Origin of the sequence: Streptomyces sp. RFCAC02, from assembly GCF_004193175.1 — a bacterium.
Lineage (GTDB): Bacteria > Actinomycetota > Actinomycetes > Streptomycetales > Streptomycetaceae > Streptomyces.
Window position 1 is genome coordinate 5,931,690 of the sequence record NZ_SAUH01000001.1, and the last position, 17,154, is coordinate 5,948,843.

Sequence of the window (17,154 nt, forward strand, 5' to 3'; positions counted from 1 at the left end):
GGTAGCCAGGCCCATGTAGGCTCCGCCGTATGCCCCGTGTCGCATCTCTGACGACCTACCCGATCAAAGGCTGCGCCGGGGTGACCGCCCCGGTCATGCATTTCGTGCCCGCCGGCGCCGAGAACGACCGCGTGTTCATGGTCGTCGACGGCGAAGGCGCGTTCCGCAACCAGCGCCACCACCCGGAGCTGGCGCTGCTGCGCCCCGCGGTCGCCGCCGACGGCGCCCGGCTCACCGTCGAGGCACCCGGTCTCGAACCCCTCGACATCCCGGTCGTCCGCACCGGGCCGGTCCGCGGCGTCACCCTCTTCGGCAAACCGTTCGGCGGCGTCGACCAGGGCGACGAGGCCGCCGCCTGGGTGTCGGAGGCGCTGGGCGCCCCGCGCCGCCTGGTCCGTGTCCCGCCGGACCACGCGCGCGAGACGGACGGTCTGACGCCCGGCACGTCCGGGTACGCCGACAGCTCCGCCGTCCACCTGCTGTCCGAGCCGTCCCTGCACGAGCTGAACACCCGCATCGCCGACGGCGGGGGCGCGCCGCTGCCGATGGACCGCTTCCGCCCCAACATCGTCATCACCGGCTGGCCGGAACCCGGCACCGAGGACCGCATCCTGGAAGCCGTGATCGGGGGCGTCCGCCTCGGCTGGACCAAGGCCGCCGGACGCTGCGTCGTCACCCTCGTCGACCAGGCGAAGGGCCTGCGCTGCGGCCCGGAGCCGCTGCGCACACTCGCCCACTACCGGCGGGCGGCCACGGGCGGGGGCGTGCTGTTCGGCGCGAAGTTCTCCGTCATGACGCCCGGCGCGATCGCGGTCGGTGACGAGATCGAGGTCATCAGGTGGGCATCCGAGGGTACCGGGGATCCGGGGCGCACCGTGACGGCGGCGGGCACCGTGTGACCCCCGGGTGATCACCCGGGGAGTGAGCCGGGAAGAGCTGGGCACACGGAGGATACGTCTAGCTCAAAAGGTGTGATGATGGAGATCTCAGGCATTATTTCCGCGATCATCATCGGTCTGGTGATCGGTCTGCTGGGCCGCCTCATCCTGCCCGGGCGGCAGGGCATCGGCATCATCTGGACGATCGTGGTCGGCATCATCGCGGCCCTGATCGGTTCGGCCATCGCGGAGGGACTGGACGTCGACGACACGAACGGTGTGGACTGGATCGAATGGCTGATCCAGATCGTGCTCGCCGCCGTGGGTGTCTCGCTCGTCTCCCGGGCGAAGGGACGGCGCTGAGCGCTCCCGCGCCCGGCCCGCTCGACGCCGCGCCGATCGGCACCGAACGCCTCATCCTGGTGCCGCTGCGGCCCGAGCACGCGTCCGAGATGGCGGACGTGCTCGCTGATCCCGGGCTCCACCGGTTCACGGGCGGCGCCCCGGCCACGGCCGGGGCGCTCCGCGCGCGCTACGAACGCCTGGCCGCCGGCTCGCCCGACCCGGCCGTGTCCTGGTGCAACTGGGTCCTCGCGCTGCGTGACGAGGCGTGCCTCGCCGGGACCGTGCAGGCGACCGTCACCGCACCGCCCGGCGCTCCCGGTGCCGTCGCCGAACTGGCATGGGTCGTCGGCGTGCCGTGGCAGTGCCGCGGCCTGGCGACGGAGGCGGCGCGCGGGCTCGTCGGCTGGCTCGCGCAACGGTCGGTGCGCCGCGTCATCGCGCACGTGCACCCCGACCACACGGCGTCGGCGGCCGTCGCGCGTGCCATCGGTCTGGCACCGACCGAGCACCGGCAGGACGGCGAGGTCCGGTGGGCGGCACGGCTGGTGCCCCCGCGCGTCCGGCGTCCTGACCCCGCCCCCGCCACCCGCCCGGCGGCTGCGCGGATGCCGACGGCCGGAGCCGTTCCTACAGTGGCAGGGGAGTCCGCGGCGCACACGGGGGGAGACACAGGAGGCGGTACATGGCCAGGCTCAAGTCCGTAAAGAACGAGGCCGGCAGCAGCCAGCCGTGGCTGCACCAGCAGGGCGAGGTCATCCAGGAGTTCGGCACCGTGCGGCAACTGCCGGTGGGGCTGACGTACGACACGCGGATGTACTCCTGCCAGCGGCTGAACCAGATCCTCTGCGACACCCAGATGCTCTACCACCTGTACAAGAAGCATCACTGGCTGATGCGCGGCCCGACGTTCTACTCGCTCCACCTGCTCCTCGACAAGCACGCAGGCGAGCAGTTGGAACTGGTGGACACGATCGCGGAACGGGTGCAGACCCTCGGCGGCGTGGCGGTCGGCGACCCGCGCCACGCGGCGGAGATCACGAAGGTCCCCCGCCCGCCGGACGGCGCGGAGGAGGTCCCGGCGATGCTGTCGCGCCTCCTGGAGGCGCACAACCTGATCCTGACCGACTGCCACGACGCCGCGAGCCGGGCGGACGAGATGGGCGACGACGGCACGAACGACCTGCTGGTGTCCGAGGTGATCAGAACAGGCGAACTGGAAGCCTGGTTCCTGGCGGAACACCTGGTCGACACCCCGCTCGTCCGCGCCTGACACCAACCACTCACAAGGCAGGACCACCGGCCCCTTCCCGGCGGTCCTGCCTTCAACCATGCCTCGCACAGTCCCGGACCTCAATGCCTGAAGCCCATAGGCAAGCCACTTACTGCTCGCCTCGGTAATTCTGAGGGGGCACGCTTTCCGTGTCTCCCGGGTAGACGGATCGAGGATCGCTATGCTCGCCCGTCTGCGTGAAATCCGCCTTCTGAACCATGTATACTTCGCCATCAATTAGGACAGTGTACAGTTCTGCGCTGTCGTATCCGGGCAGGCCGAGAACTACACCGCGAGCCCCGGTGATTCCAAGGGCTGACGTGTTGGGCGTGTTGGAGATTGCGACGATCTCGAAATGGTTGATTTCTTGTTCATCGATGCGTGATTTATTCGAGTGGGGAGGCATTCCAATATCTTTCATCGATGTCCATTCGCTGCGCGGCATCGTCGGTCGAGGCCAGGTCTGTCCTCTGGGTATCTGTGACATCCCTGCGCCTGCTCAAGATGTTCCGGTTGACCTGCGGATCGCCCGCATGAACCCCTCACGCTGCCACTCCGGTTCCACTCGGGCCAGGTACTCGCAAACCGCCTTGGAGAAAGGGTGATTCAGTTCCTCCAAAGCCATAACGAGGGTCATCAACGGAGTGAAGTCGGACAGGGGCCACCTGAGAATCAGGTTCTCAATTGGTTCAGTGGCGGCCAAAACTCCATTCTTGGAGAGAGCTTGCACTGCAACGAAAAGGTTCGGGTTCTCCGCCTGCTCTAGTGTGGTGAGGAGCGTTTCCATGCCAGCGTGGCTTCCCGAGTGGAGCAGCGCTGCCGCTGCGAGCCCCTTTACCCTGTCGTTGGTCGCTTTTTGGTGGACGCGCTCCAGGGGATCGATGATCAGGGAGCCGAACTGGCCAATTCTTTCAAAAACCAAATAGGGCACCTCCGACTCCTCGGCAAGTCGCATAACGGCACGTTCGACGATCTCTTGAACACACTGCGCGAGCGCCTCCAATGCCTCGATCCGCGTCGGCAGATCAGAATCCCCCAACTGCTCAAGCGCCCCAGCCACCCTGTCAGCAATCTCCATGTCTCCCTCTTCCTCCCACTGGTTTGCCCACAGAGTGCCCCGACTGCGTTCGGTCTCAGCGCCGAGTCACCGACGGGCGAGGACGAGAATCCCGATGACGCCTCGACCGAAGCCGTCAAAAGGGCAACAGATGCGAGAAGTCCTCCCCCTCCCAGTGCGCCAGGGGACCCGCGCCGGCGGAGGAGGGGGCGGGGTTCGGACCATGTGTAGGCCAGGAATCCGATCCCGGTCAGGAGGCAGAGCCCGATCCAATAACCAGCACTCGAGGAGCGGTGCCCGGAATCCTCACGCACAGCCATCGTGACCAGCAGTCCGGCGCAGCATAGGAGAACCGCCCAGGTGAGGAATGCGCTGGAGAGGAAGCGAAGGTAAGCCAACGGCACCAGGAAGCTCAGTCCCTGCAGATTTCTGAGCGGGTCGACATCATCGCTTCGCATCTCTCGGCCGTTCTGCCCCAAATCCTCCTGCACCTGCAATAGGAATTCCGTCCGCGCTTCCTCGCCGGACAGTCCGGGCAGCGGCTCGATGATCTCCCGTGTGGCCAGAAACCCAGCGGTCCAGCGGACCCGCAACTCGGCTGGTTCGGAGTAAGTGAAGACATGGATCGTCGGATCACCCGCGCGCAGGTCAGCCACCAGCTCATCAACACCGACCTGCCGGGGAACCAGCTGGGATATCAAGTCCAGAGTGCCAAGCGCCAGCACGATCAAGCAGATCACTCTCGCGACGACTGATGCCCGTGCTTTCACAACGACATCCTCATGGTCCAGAAGTGGATCTGATGCAACGGAATCCCTAATTCCGTCCTGACTCCCATCAGGCGTGCGGCAAAGGAGGGAAAGGTCGATTCAGGCGAGAGAAGACTTCTGGCATCTCTCGGTTGCGCATAGCCGCAGGAAACTCTCGCTCGATCCACTTGAGGCGTTCATCGACAAAAGCCCGCACGGCAGAGCACAGATCGTCGTAATTTGTGATTGCGCTTGCGGAAGAGTAGCTGTTTGTGATGAGCACTTCCTCGCCGTGGCGCTCAAATGAGACGAAATCATCCGATTCTGAGAATGTGAAACTTCTCGACTTCTTAACGGCTAGATCTTCGAGAGAGACGCTGAGGCGTATGCACCAATCAAGTAGTGTCACCCATCCAAAATTGGTGCCAAGGTCCACCGAGTCAATTTTGAAGATTGCGTCCCCCATGAAGGCTCCCTGGATGAGGTCCGGGCGACTCACTTGAGACAAGTCTTCGACCTCCTCGATCCTTCTGCCGGATCCGGGATATCCGGTGATGGTGAAATCCAGGTCAATCATTTGCACTCCATCTTATGGGCCACATGCTGCCGAGTTCGCCGTTCGGAGTTAGCCAGACTCGGACGAAATCTTCTCCGTTTGCCCCGGCGTCGGACCAGAACAGAATATGTTCGTGATTGCCGGATTCGTCAATAGTGCCGGTGGCGTTCCTTTCGTCGAGTCTATTGACGAGCCCTTCAAACAGATCGTCCCGCGTGAGGCCGGAGTCGAATTTCGTTCCGTCGATATCGGTATCGCCGTGATTAACCAACACGTGTTTTACGATGCGTTCGCGGATTTGTTTGAAGTTCAAATCCATTGGATTGCAGTTGTGGACTAGGACTGGTCTTAGACCTGCATAGTACGTATGCAGGTCTTCGATCACCAGGTTGTGGACCGTTGCCGGGAGCAACTGGTGAAGGCGGATGCTGGTTACGCGTGCGAGAGGGCCTTCGGCTGTTCGGAGATGCTGGCCGACCTCAAGGTCTCCTGCTTCTGTCCAGGATGCAGTTTCTTCGTTCCAAAATGGGTGATTGGTCGTGGCTGTGATCGTGACAGAATGACCCGAACCGGTGTCGAGTTTTAGAGTTACGAGACTTTTTCTTCCAGTCCGGTGTATCTCTGCTATCACCGTCTTGGCATCTGTTTCGCCTGTATCCGGATCGGTCGCTAGTACTTCGTCGCCGACTTCGACATCTTCGATTTTTTCCATGGTGCCGTCAGCCATCAGGATGTTAGTGCCGGCAATGAAGCTGTTGGGGACTTCGCAGAACCATTCAAGCGTCTTGATGCTTGTATATCCCGCTTCGCGGGCCGCGAAGTTTAGAAGTTGAGCGGCTCCTATGTATGGGTGGAATGCGGGTATAGCATCTATGCAGTAAAGCAGCTCTCCCTCATGGCAGGGTCCGGAATCGTTCGGGTTAGTTTCTGGAAGGTTAGGGAGGAGGCGGTCTCGCAGTGAGAGGGAGCCGGGTTCAACAGGGATAGGGATGGCACGTACGGGCGAGACGTCGTTCGTTCCTCCGTTCACCGCTTGACCGATGGTTGGGCGTGACGTATCGCTGATCCACTGACCGGAATTGGTGCGACGCTTGGCGGATGTGATGCTGTGACGCTTGAATTGCAGCTTCTTTTTGAGAATTTCTCTTTCTTTCGGGGTGGATCGGAGGCCCGTGGGGTCGCTGTAGGTCGTGGGGTTGTTGTTGGAGTATGCGTAGCCGTTGATTTGTTGTGGGTCGGTCAGGTCGAGGACCGGGTCCACGCTGATGAAGCGGCCGAGGGTTGGGTCGTAGAGGCGGGCGCCCAGGTGAATGAGGCCGGTTGGGTCTGCTGTGCCGCCGACGAAGGAGCGTTCGTCCGGCCAAGAGGTGGGCTGGTCGCCGCGTGATTCGCCGTAGGGCGTTGTGCGGCGCTGGGTGAGAGCGCCTGTGCTGGTGTCGACGCTGAGCTCTGCGGTGCCGTGGTGGTCGGCCAACTGCAGGTAGACGGTGCCGTCGTTGTCGCGGACGGCGGTATTGCCTCCGCCCAGGTCGTAGAAGCGTCGAGCCTCGATGGAATTGTCGGTCTTGTCGAGGACGACCTCGGTGCCGGCGAGGTAGAGCACCGTCTCGTCGGCGGTACGGCGCAGCAGGCGGTTGCCGTCTGCGTCGTAGAGGAACGAGGTCGTGCCTTCCGGGCCGGTGATGGTCGAAACGTGGCCCTCGGCATCCCACGTCAGTGTCTGGTCGTCGCCGCCGATCTGGCGCGTCGTGGTGTTGCCGGCCGCGTCGTATTCGTAGGTGGACAGGTAGGTCCCGTCCGCTCCCTCGGCCGTGGCGGCGGTGAGGGTGTGCGGCTGGGCATCGCCCGGCTCCGGGTAGTCGTAGGTGGTGACCGTGTCCTGGCCTTCGGCGGTCAGGGCGTGCTCGGTCTGCTGGGTCCGGTTGCCGACGCTGTCGAAGGCATAGCTGGTCCAGTACGGAGCGATGCCGCCCACGGTCTCCGTGGTGGGTGCGTCAGAACAGGCGGCATCGCCCTCGGTCCACGCCTCGGTCATGCGCCGCAGGTAGTCGTAGGTGAAGCACTGGTTGTCCGTCCCGGCGGCCGAGACGTCGGCCATGGACAGGACGTTGCCCGCGTCGTCGTAGGCGTAGATGACGGAGCGGTCCACGCCGGTGACGTCCTCGCGGTCCACGCGCGAGTCGTGCAAGCGCTGTGTGCCCCACTCGTACGAGCTGGTGACCCACGTCAGCGCCGAGCCACCACCGGAGAGGCCGTACTGCAGGGGTTTCCCCGTGTAGCTGTAGCTGACATCACTGACATAAGTCACGTTGCCCGTGCCGGTCAGAGCGGTAAGCCGCAGAATGTCGTCATAAGTGGGGACGAGGATTTCGCCACTGAGATCGCCGGCTCTCGGATAGCCGATGGACTGCACCGTGCCGTCGGCGTTGTACTCCGTACCGCTGGTGTAGGTACCTGCTAGTTCCTCCTCGCCCTCTACTTCCGGGATGACGACGGAAGTTGACCGGGCACGGTAAAGCGTGTCGTAGAGGTCGACCCGGCTGATGTACTCGGCACCGTTGTCGTCGTAGCGAGTGGAACTGGTGAGCTGGCCTTCGGCGAGTGTGTCCCACGTCCACGAGGCCAGGAGCGGTCCTGAAGCGGAGTCCGCGCGGCGGGCGGTCTCACGGCCGAGGTCGTCGTAGCTGTGGTGCACGGTTTCGCCACGTGCATCGGTGGTCGTCACCAACTCGTCGCGGTCGTTGTAGGTCCGTTTGGTGGTGCCGGCATCCGGATCGGTGGTCTCGGTGAGGCGGCCGAGAATGTCGTACGTCCACGACCATTCGTTTCCGGCCGGGTCCTCCGCGCGGGACAGTTCACCGCGGGGGGTGTACTCGTACCGCGTGACGTCGTGCTCGCCTTCGGGAGTGTTTCCCTGGTACTGCCACAGCTCGGTCGTCTGGCCACGGACATCGGTGACCGTGGTGGTCGCGGTGCCACCGTCAACCGGGTCGATGCTGACGCGGTCGCCGCCATACGTGTAAGTCGCCCGCGCCCACTCGGTGGTCGTGCCGTCACCATTGCCGTGGATCTGGCGTTCGGTGAGGACGCGCCCGAGCCCGTCGTATGTGTAGGCGATCTGGCTCTCGATCGCGCCGGGCTGATCGGGAGCGAACAGGTCCGCGCTCGGTGCCTCCGGCGTGTAGTACGCGGCGTACGTGCGTTCCGTGAGCCCACGATTGTCATACAGCGTGTCGGTCACCAGTCGGCCGCCGTCGGGGCCGAGAGACTGCGTCTGACGCGGCCGGAGCAGCCCGTCGAACAGAGTCCAGTCCGTCTTGGTTCCTGTCCCCTTGAGCGTGGTGACACCGACAGCCGTGATCGCGTCCTCGGCGATCCGGTAGCTGTACTTGTACGTTGCGGTGCCCGTCGTATTCCTGTTCGGGAGCCATACCTCGGTCAGTCGGCCCAGCGCGTCGTACTCCTGGGTGGTGACACGAGTGTTCGTATCGATGCTTCGCAGCGGGAGTCCGCGGGCCAGGTCGTAGCTGGTGGATGTCACCTGTGCCGTGCTTGCCGATGCACTGTCGGCGGGAGGCGTTGTGACGGTGATTCTCGTCGGACGCCCCAGGGCGGGGGAGTAGGAGGTCGTGGTTGTCCGTCCCGCATGGTCGGTCGTTGTCAGGGGACGGCCGTAGTCGTCGAACGTTGCCGTACTGGTCCGGTATCCGGGCGTGCCATCAGTGATGTCGTCGATGCTCTGGACGGTGGTCGCGTCGCCGCGTATGGGCGCGGCCCCGTAAGCGAGACCGTCGTAAGCGGTACGGACGTCCGATATGACGCGCTCAGCCGTCGTCGGCTCCGATGAACAGGAACCGGTCCAGGAACGTTCGCGAGCGGGGAGACTCAGGATGTTGTCATCCGTGTTGTCGGCATAGGCCGTGGTGGCGCAGCGGTCGTCATCCGGGTCGGAGACGTCACCGAGGTCGGCAACGCGGACGACTCGTCCGGCGACGGTGTCGTACGTGGTGTCGGTGCGTGCTTCCTGCCACTCCTCGCCGGCCCCGTTGTCCAGTGAGGTGAAGGTCCGCTCCGATGAGACGCCGGTGAAGTTGGCCGTGACGGTGCCCCAGTCGCGAGTGCGTGACGCCGTCTCGTGGTGCCAGGGGATGTCGAGCGTTTTCGCCAGGACGACGCCGTCGGGGGCCGAGTAGGTCGCTGTGCGGTATGGGAAACCGGCGTAGGCGTCGTGGTCGGTGATGGTGCCGCCCTCGCCGTCCGGCACGGTGACGTCACGGGTGCCGCCGGCGGGGCCGGCCCGATCGCCGTCCATACCGCGCAGGAACCAGTTGTCGGTACGGGTGGTCATTCCCTCCGGCCCGCCGGCGAGGACGCGGACCTCGCCGTACCCGCGCCACTGGGACCAGGTCTTGTGCTCCGGCTCGGACAGCCCGTCATCGTCGTCGTAATGCCAGGCGGCGCCACCGTGATAGCTGTAGTCCGTGTACATGTCCGGCGCGCCGCCGGTGCGGTCACTGGCCACCACCCGGGTGACGACGTACTTGTTGAACCATTCCTGTTGGGGCTCGGCCGCCCCCGATGGCGTCCAGTACTGGGGGAAGCAGCGCGTGGTGTTGCTTTCGGGGTCGGGCAGATTTCCGGCATCGCACGCGGTGGCCGAATAGGTGACGTCGATCTGGCCGCCGAACTCGTCGGTGATCGTCGACAGCCGGTGCTTGATGAACGGCGCGGAGCCGTCGCCCTCGGCGTCGAGCCGGTTCGCGCCCTGCTCGTAGATGAACTCGGTGCTCGGCAGCTCGATCTCAGGGGTGGCTGATCGGCCTGTGCGCTGGATCGCGGTGGGCAGCAGGGTCCAGTCGATGTCGGCCGTCGCCCAGCGATGGCTCAGCTCCCAGGTGTCGATGGGCGCGAGTTCGCCCGACTCGTCGAGCGTCTGCGTGGTGACGGAGACGAGACGCAGGCGCGACCAGAAGGTCGGCGCGCTGCGGCCCTCGTCGCAGTCGGTGCCCGCCGTACAGTTCAGGTCCCACGGGGTGTCGTACCAGGCCGAGGGGGTGTCGCCGATGTCCTCCGGCGCGCAGGAGATGCCGGAGGCGGGCAGACAGCGCTCGCCGGTTTCGAACACCACGCGGGCGAGCGGGTCGGCGAAGAGTGCGTCGGACCGCAGGCCGTAGTCGATGTGCTTGATGACACCGCCACGCGCGTACGGGGTGTCGTCCCCGGCCTCGAGGTATCGGCCGTAGGAGTTCATCTCACGGTCGTAGAAGTAGGTGATGGCGTTGCCGTGCGGGTCGATGACGTAGTCGAGGTTCCAGCGCCACGCCTGCTGACACCAGGAAGTGACGAAGGTGGCGGCTCGACAGGGCTCGTTGGCGTTGTTGCCGTAGACGGGGACGTTCCACGTCGACTCGGTCTCGGGCTGTCCCGTGGTCCAGCCGGGCAGGCGGTTGTAGCCGAAGAAGTACTGGGTGCCGTCGGGCGTCGTCACCTTCCAGTACTCGTTGTTGTTGTCGCCATTGGCCCGTTCCGCGTTCTCCAGTCGCTGTACGCGTGTGCCGTCGTCGGAACGGAGCCGCCACTCGTTGTCGCCCGTCGGCACCAGGTCGCCGGCCGTCCCGCCGAGGCTGAGCGTCGCGTTGTCGTACGCCCAGCACAGGTCGGGGACTTCCACGCCGCTGCGTTTCAGCCCTTCGTCGGCGCAGCTGTGGTAGGAGCGCTCGATGTAGCCGGGCCACAGGTCGAACCCGTCACCCACCCACGACGACTGGTTGTTCGTGGCTGAGGTGCGGCCGTCGATCGCCCCTGATGAGTAGTTCACCGTGACGGACGGGGTGAGACCGCCGGGGACGTCCGGTACCGGCATGTCGTAAGACCAGGTGAAGTCGCCGGAGTTGAGGCCGACCGCCCAAGTGGCCGACGCGGAGAGCTCGGTTGCCTGGTAGTCGCCGGTCTCGCCGCTGTCGTCCGCCACTGCGGCCAGGACCACGGGCTGGGCATTGAGGGATACAGGCTCGGCTGCGCTGAGTGTCTGGCCGGCCGTGTCATTGACGGATGCGAGGTCGGTCCGGACACGGCATGCCGGCTGTTCGGGCGTGGTCACTGCACAGGCCGGGAGCTGAACGAGACGGAGCCGAGCGCCGTAGGAGCCGCCATAGGACTGGGCGAAGGCGGCGTAGTCGAGTTCCACTCCCACTTCGGCGCCGGCATCCGCGACGCGTGCCGTGGCGTCATCACCGGTGCCGGTTCCGGTGAGCGTGAAGAGCAGGCCGTTCACGCCGGCGTTTTCGCCGGTCTCGCGGTCCATGATCTCCAGGTGCGCGGTTTCGGGGACGCTCTGATCGGCGGCCGAACGGGCGACGCTCGTCGGACGTGTCAGGCGTACGGGTACGTCCGTCTCCGTCGCGGTCAACAGTCGAGTGCCGCCCCCGATGGGGATGGTCGTGGTGGTCGCCGCCGGCCACTCGGCGGTCGGTACCGGCGTTGCCTCTTCGGCTGCCGGGTCCGTCGGACGCGGCCTGACGGACGCGGTCTCCCCGTCGATCGGGGTCTCGGAGGACGGCAGGTCGGGCCGCCCGGACGCCGCCGCTTCCGCGGCGACCGCGACAGCGACGGTGGACGGCAGCAGACCGAGCAGGAGCGCGATGGACACCCCGTGGATGAGCGGGGGCCACGGGCGCCGCCCGAACCGGCGCCGTCTGCCGGGCCGCCGCCCCGACACGTTGGTGATCATTCCCGTGGCCGCCTTTCGTCCTGGAGTAGGGGGAATCGATGGTGGAAACCGCAGGTGTCGATGAATGCGAGTGCAGAGGACGACCTGAAGATCAGGGCGTGTTGATGTCTTGGTCCCTCGTACGGTTGGCCAGCGCGCTCACCTGCGCTTGATTCAGGACGCCCTGGAACGCCCATACGTCGTCGATCGCACCCGACCAGTACTCTCCCCATGTGCCGCCCGCACGGGTGCGTCCGATCTGCAGGCCGCCGTCTGCCTCGAACGGCAGCACGGACGAGCGCCAGGACACGATGTCGGTGCAATCCGCTGCGGCATCGTCGGCGCAGACCACCTGGGACAGTTCGCCGTCCACATACAGAGACATCCGGTCGGCGAACGCGTCGTAGACGACAGCAAGGTGGTTCCAGCTTGTGTTCAACTGGTAGTTGCCGTGCTCTGCCACTTGGTGGGCGACCGCGGACGTGTCCTCGTCTGCGACCTCCAGTTGCCAGCGCCCGGAGAACTCCGGGTCAGCGGGATCCGGCGCATAACGGAGCGTGAACGCGCTTTCCCGTTCGCCGGCGAGAGACAGGACCGTCGCGTTCCGTTGCGGGCGGCCAGGCGCGGTCACCCATGCCGTCACCGACCAGCTTTCCGAAGAGTCGAAGGGCGCGGTGGCCGTGGACGCGTAATCTCCGACCCCGTCCAGGGACAGCGCCTGGTTGCCGCCGATGATGCCGGTGGTGAACGTCGCGTCGCCGGAGAGGGAGGCGTCCGGTCCGACGCCGGCTGCCTCCGGGGTGACGAGAGGGCTTCCCGTCGCGCCGTCCAGGCGCCAGCGTCCGGCGAGCGTGGGGATCCTGAGGAACAGTTCCTGCACCTCATCGGCCGAAACGACACGGTCGTAGAGCCTGACCTCGTCGATGTCTCCCTCGAAGAAGGACCCCAGGGCACCGTCCTCCTCGGCCGCGCCTATGTACAGGGGACCGTTGGGCGTCCAGTTGTAGGTGTAGGGCACACTGTCGGTCCGCTCACCGTTGACGTAGAGCGTCAGCGTGTGCGCCACGTGGTCGTAGACGGCCACCACATGCGACCACTCGCCCGCCCCGGAGCATGCTGTGCTCGTGCAGGCGTTCTGACTCACTTGGACGGTCGTGGCGTCGGCGGTGTTGGCCGTGGCCCGTGAGAAGACCCAGCCGCCTTCGGACGGGGAGTGACGGATCGCGAAGGCCGTGTTGTTCGTCGCCTCCTGGTCGATGACGGTCATCGGCCGGTCCGGCTCGTCGGGGAGTTGCGCCCACAAGGAGACGGAGAAGCTGTAGTAGCTGTTGACGAGCGGCCGTGGAACGAGGGCGTAGCCGTCGCTCCCCCCGAGATGCAGGCCGGTGCCGTCCGCCCCGGTCGCGCCGAGCGTCGCGTCGCCGTGCAATGCGGCTGACACGGACTCCCCGTGCCCGGTCACCACCGCAGTGTCGGCAGCCTCGTCAAGTGCCCATGCGGACTTCATCGGTCGCCCCGCGGCGACGGTGCCGTCCGTGTACAGGGCTGCGACCGCGTCCTCCTTCAGCGGGATGTCCCAGACATGTACGTCGTCCAGGTCACCCGCGAAGTGGTTGCTCGGAACGCCCTCGTTGGCCGAGGCACCGATGAGGAACGAGGCCCGTGAGTCCCAGTCGGCGCTGTAGGTCGCCGTCGCGACGTGTTCGCCGTTGATGTAGAGCCGCATCTCGTCCTGGCCGTGGTCCATCGTGCCGACCACATGAATCCACTCACCCAGACGGCTCTCCGCACAGGCCGTGTCGCCCTCGGGGCAGGCCGGTTGTGTCGCGCGGACGGGGTCCGGCGCGGACACCTCGTCCACCGTGTCCCGGTAGAACACCCAGCCGCCGAGCGCCGAGGAGTGGTAGAGCTCGAACGCCGACTGGTGCACTCCCGTCTGGGACACCGCGACCATGGCGCGCTCCTCCTTGTCCTCCGGGAGGCGTGCCCACAGGGACACGGTGAAACCGGCGGTCGTGTCCACGACCCCGCCCGCCGTCCGTGCGTGGTCGTCGATACCGTCGAGGCTCAGCCCGGTCCCCGCGACGCCGGCGCCACCGGCGTGCGCACCGCCGTTCAGCGCGGCCTCGTACGTTCCTCCCGTGGCGACGGTCTCCTCGGCGCCGACGCTCTCGTCCATGGAGAACGCGGCCCGTTCCGGCTGCCCCGTCCTCACACGGAAGCGGTAGGTGGTGACGGAGCTGATGTTCCCCGCCGCGTCGTAAGCCTGCGCGGTGATGAAGTTGACGCCCACCCGGGTCGGCATGAAGTCGATCTGACGGGCGGCGCCGCCCGAGGTCGTGATGGTCCGTGCGGTCGACGGGTTGGCGTTGATGCCGTAGGTGTACTTGACGACATCGGAGGAGGCGGAGTCGATACTGAACGTCCCATAGCGGCCGACCCCGTTCATCCAGGGGTCCAATGGGTCCGATGGATCCGATTCCGGGTACTGGGGGGAATCGATCGCCGGTCCGGCGGGGGCCGAGGGGTCGTACCGGAAGTGACAGGCGGTGGCGGCGCCGTCGAAACTCCATGGTCCCCACGCCGCGCCGTCCCATGCTCTGACGCCCCAGTGGAGCAGCGTGTTGGCCGGCAGCCAGCTCGGAAGGTCGTACGTGAAGGTGGATCCGGACGCCTTCGCCGCCGACAACCCCGACGTGAACAGCACACGCGCGGCTCCGTCCACCCACTCCGCCACCCGGTACTGCAGCGCGATGTCGTCCCCGTCCGGGTCGCTCGCCTCGACATAGGTGCGCGGTATCGCGGTCACCGAAGTGGCGTTCGGACCGGTGACGCACGCGCCACCGGGCGACATCGTGATGTCGGCGATCCGCGGCTGCGCGGGCGGACGGTTGTAGTTCACGCGCAGGTAGGCCGTGTCGTCGAACCGCTTCCACGCCGTGTAGCCGCTCTCGACCGTCGCCCGCAGGCCCAGGGTGATGGACGACCAGCCGGCCTCCGCGGCGTCCGCGACGGCGCGCCCTGCCCAGAACTCGATGTCACCGGCCGGGCAGTCCGAGCCCCAGCCGTGCGCCTCGTCCTTGGTGTGGAGCCGGTCGATCCAGTATCCGTCGGCGAGCTGCTTGTTCCATGTCGTGCCCGCGCTCACATCACGGGTGCGCCACAGCTGCACCTCCTGCGGCGTGCAATTGAACGAGAAGGTGTTCCGGACGACGAATTCAGCGCTCACGATGGATTTGCCGGCGAAGCGCGATGTCGGGAATTGGTAGAAAAGTCGCTTCACGTCCTCGTAGTTGCAGTCGCCGTAGTCATAGTCGTAGGGGCACATCCCCACGCCCTCGGTCCCGGAGAACTTGAAGAAGGAGGAATTCGGGTGATAACTGGACACCATTCCCCATTCGGCGTCCCGAGCCGTGTACCACTGCGGATCGATGTAGACCGGGTACGTCGTTGCTGAGTCCTGCAGCAGGTCCTGGTCGGGCGTGAGGACCACCTCGTCGCCCGAGGAGGAGATGTCGACCTGTACGGCAGCGAGCCGTGCGGCGTCACCCGGGCCGTCCGTCGGCTCGGCGTCGGTGGCGCTGCGTGCGGCGGCCGCTGTTCCGGTGGAGTCCCACATCATGGGCTGCGCCGCCGTGAACACGACTCCGCCGGCGCCTTCGTCGACAGCTGTGATGCCGCCGTCTCCGTCGTCCTGCAGGGACAGCCCGCTGCCGCTGATGGGCAGGATCAGAGTGTCCAGAGCAGGGTCGGCAGCGGCCTCGGGCGTCTTCACCACGAGGATGTGGGAGACGTTGTCCACCTCCACGCGTACTTGCAGATCGACATCCGGCAGCACATCGCGGTAGGTCGCCACGTTCCCGGAGACCTCGGGAGCGGGAAGCTCGCCGGGCCAGTCGACCACCAGTTCCCGGCCCCCGACGCCGGTCAGCGTGACCATCGGCTGATCGCCTCCCGCGGAGACGACCGTGTCCACGCTCGCCGCCACCGGTTCGAGTCCGCCGTCGGGCGACACGCGCAGGGTGGGATCCGCATCCACCCACTCGCCTGCGCTGTCGCGCACCCGGACGGGACGGAGGCTCTCCATCGTGGTCAGCGTCCCGTCCGGTTCCGCGAAGGTCTGGCTCGTCTCGGTGGTGAGCGCGGCCACCTCGACCCGTTCGCCCGACTCCTCGGCCTGGGCGAGGGCCTCGTCCTCACCGGCGGCCACGGCCGGTAGGGGCGTGTCCACTGTGTCGGCCGCGCTTGCCGTGGGGGTCGGGGAGAGCACTGCCGTGACGGCCAGTGCGAGGATCGAGAAGCGGTTCGTCCAATGCCCTGCCCGTGCCTGTCCCACGTCCCGCCCTCACGATTCCCCGACATGTCCTGACGAAAGGCTCCGTGCCGATGGAGTCGTTCACGGAATGCACACGAGTCACGCGAATGCCGGTGCCCGGAGAGATTCGCCTGTCAGGGGAGCAGGCAGCAACACCGCACCCCCTCGTACGGCCGGAAGTTCTGGGCGAATACATCTGCCGGACATCCGGATGATGCCTTCTGTGGGGCTTATGTGGCCTGATTCGTGAGAGAGGGTGTGTTCCTTGGCTTCTTGTGACCGAACTGGCCGGGAAGGGGGAAAACTCGCGGACCGGGCGTTACGGGCGGCTACCGGCGGGCCTCCCTGCGTGCACCGGAACCTTCGAGATGTCGTTTTCGTGGTCCGGTGCGGGGCAGCAGAGGGGGCAGTGCTTTGGATCAGGAGGCGGTGAGGATGGGTACAGCGATCGGAGTGCGCGGCCGTGCCACGGCCCGGCGTGCCGCGGACAGTACCGCGGTCGATGTCGCGGCCCGGTGGGGGCTGCTCGCGCGAGGCGTTGTCTATCTGCTGATCGGCATGCTCGCGCTGCGCATCGCGTTCGGATCCGGGGAGCAGCAGGCCGATCAGGGTGGCGCGCTGCGTGAGCTGTCGGAGAAGCCGTTCGGCAGCTTCCTCATCTGGGCGGTCGCGATCGGGCTGGCCGGGATGGCGGTGTGGCGGCTGTCGGAGGCGCTGTTCGGTGCGGCCGGGCCCGATGGGCGCAAGGCGGGCAAACGGCTCCTGTCCGGTGCCCGGTTCGTCTTCTACGCGTTCGTCGCGTGGTCGGTGCTGCTGTTCGCGGCGGGGGAGAAGGGGAGCGGCTCCAGTGACCGGAAGTCGCAGGACGTCACGGCCCGCGCGCTCGATCTCCCCGCCGGGCAGTGGCTGGTCGCCGCCGCCGGGATCGGCATCGCCGTCGCCGGTGTCGTGATCGCCGTGCGCGCCTGCCGCCGCTCCTTCCGCAAGCACCTGCGGGACGCCCACCTGCCGCGCCGGGTCCGGCGGCTCACCGACATCCTGGGCATCGGCGGGGGAGTGGCGCGCGGAGCGGCCTTCGCCGTGGCGGGCGTGTGCGCCGTGCGTGCCGCCGTGGACCACGCCCCCGGCGAGACGAAGGGCCTCGACGACACCCTGCGCACGTTCGCCGACACCCCGGCGGGACCCGCGCTGCTCGTGGTGATCGCCGTCGGGCTCGCCATGTTCGGCGTCTTCTCCATCGCCCTGGCCCGCTGGCGCGCCGTCTAGAAGGAGACG

At 66.4% G+C, this 17,154-nt stretch carries 9 protein-coding genes and 1 pseudogene; 6 read left to right on the top strand and 4 right to left on the bottom strand.

Annotated features, from left to right (window positions below):
- Positions 1 to 29 precede the first annotated feature (29 nt).
- The 4 genes and pseudogenes from EMA09_RS27265 (at position 30) to EMA09_RS27280 (ending at position 2,493) form a co-directional block, all read left to right on the top strand.
- Entirely contained in the window at positions 30 to 899 is an 870-nt protein-coding gene (locus EMA09_RS27265; protein ID WP_129843613.1) for an MOSC N-terminal beta barrel domain-containing protein, read from the top strand.
- Positions 900 to 977: 78 nt separating this feature from the next.
- A complete protein-coding gene (locus EMA09_RS27270; protein ID WP_129844336.1) occupies positions 978 to 1,241 on the top strand; it encodes a GlsB/YeaQ/YmgE family stress response membrane protein in 264 nt (87 codons plus the stop codon).
- Positions 1,238 to 1,756: pseudogene (locus EMA09_RS27275) on the top strand (GNAT family N-acetyltransferase); the annotation flags it as partial. The gene EMA09_RS27270 and the pseudogene EMA09_RS27275, both read left to right, overlap by 4 nt.
- A 149-nt stretch (positions 1,757 to 1,905) precedes the next feature.
- Entirely contained in the window at positions 1,906 to 2,493 is a 588-nt protein-coding gene (locus EMA09_RS27280) for a DNA starvation/stationary phase protection protein (RefSeq protein WP_129843615.1), read from the top strand.
- A gap of 499 nt (positions 2,494 to 2,992) precedes the next feature.
- On the opposite strand, the gene EMA09_RS27285 is transcribed toward EMA09_RS27280, so the two are convergent.
- The gene (locus tag EMA09_RS27285) at positions 2,993 to 3,571 is read right to left on the bottom strand and encodes a hypothetical protein (RefSeq protein WP_129843616.1); all 579 of its coding nucleotides are present in this window, start codon (positions 3,569 to 3,571) and stop codon (positions 2,993 to 2,995) included.
- 599 nt (positions 3,572 to 4,170) lie between these two features.
- Between EMA09_RS27285 and EMA09_RS29375 the strand changes: the two genes are divergently transcribed.
- A complete protein-coding gene (locus tag EMA09_RS29375; RefSeq protein ID WP_276324209.1) occupies positions 4,171 to 4,305 on the top strand; it encodes a hypothetical protein in 135 nt (44 codons plus the stop codon).
- Positions 4,306 to 4,387: 82 nt separating this feature from the next.
- Here the strand turns inward: EMA09_RS29375 and EMA09_RS27290 are convergent, their stop codons facing one another.
- From EMA09_RS27290 to EMA09_RS27300, 3 genes are all read right to left on the bottom strand, one after another.
- Positions 4,388 to 4,876, bottom strand: coding sequence for a hypothetical protein (locus EMA09_RS27290; protein ID WP_129843617.1), 489 nt, complete (start codon positions 4,874 to 4,876; stop codon positions 4,388 to 4,390).
- Positions 4,869 to 11,585 carry a polymorphic toxin-type HINT domain-containing protein gene (locus EMA09_RS27295; protein WP_129843618.1) on the bottom strand — a complete coding sequence of 2,239 codons (6,717 nt, stop codon included), beginning with the start codon at positions 11,583 to 11,585 and terminating at the stop codon, positions 4,869 to 4,871. The genes EMA09_RS27290 and EMA09_RS27295 overlap by 8 nt, the downstream gene beginning before the upstream one ends.
- A gap of 91 nt (positions 11,586 to 11,676) precedes the next feature.
- On the bottom strand, positions 11,677 to 15,774 hold the full coding sequence (locus EMA09_RS27300) for a LamG domain-containing protein (protein ID WP_168220820.1): 4,098 nt from the start codon (positions 15,772 to 15,774) through the stop codon (positions 11,677 to 11,679).
- 540 nt (positions 15,775 to 16,314) lie between these two features.
- Here EMA09_RS27300 and EMA09_RS27310 point away from each other — a divergent pair.
- Positions 16,315 to 17,145, top strand: a complete 831-nt coding sequence (locus EMA09_RS27310) for a DUF1206 domain-containing protein (RefSeq protein ID WP_129843621.1) — start codon at positions 16,315 to 16,317, stop codon at positions 17,143 to 17,145.
- Positions 17,146 to 17,154: the final 9 nt, after the last annotated feature.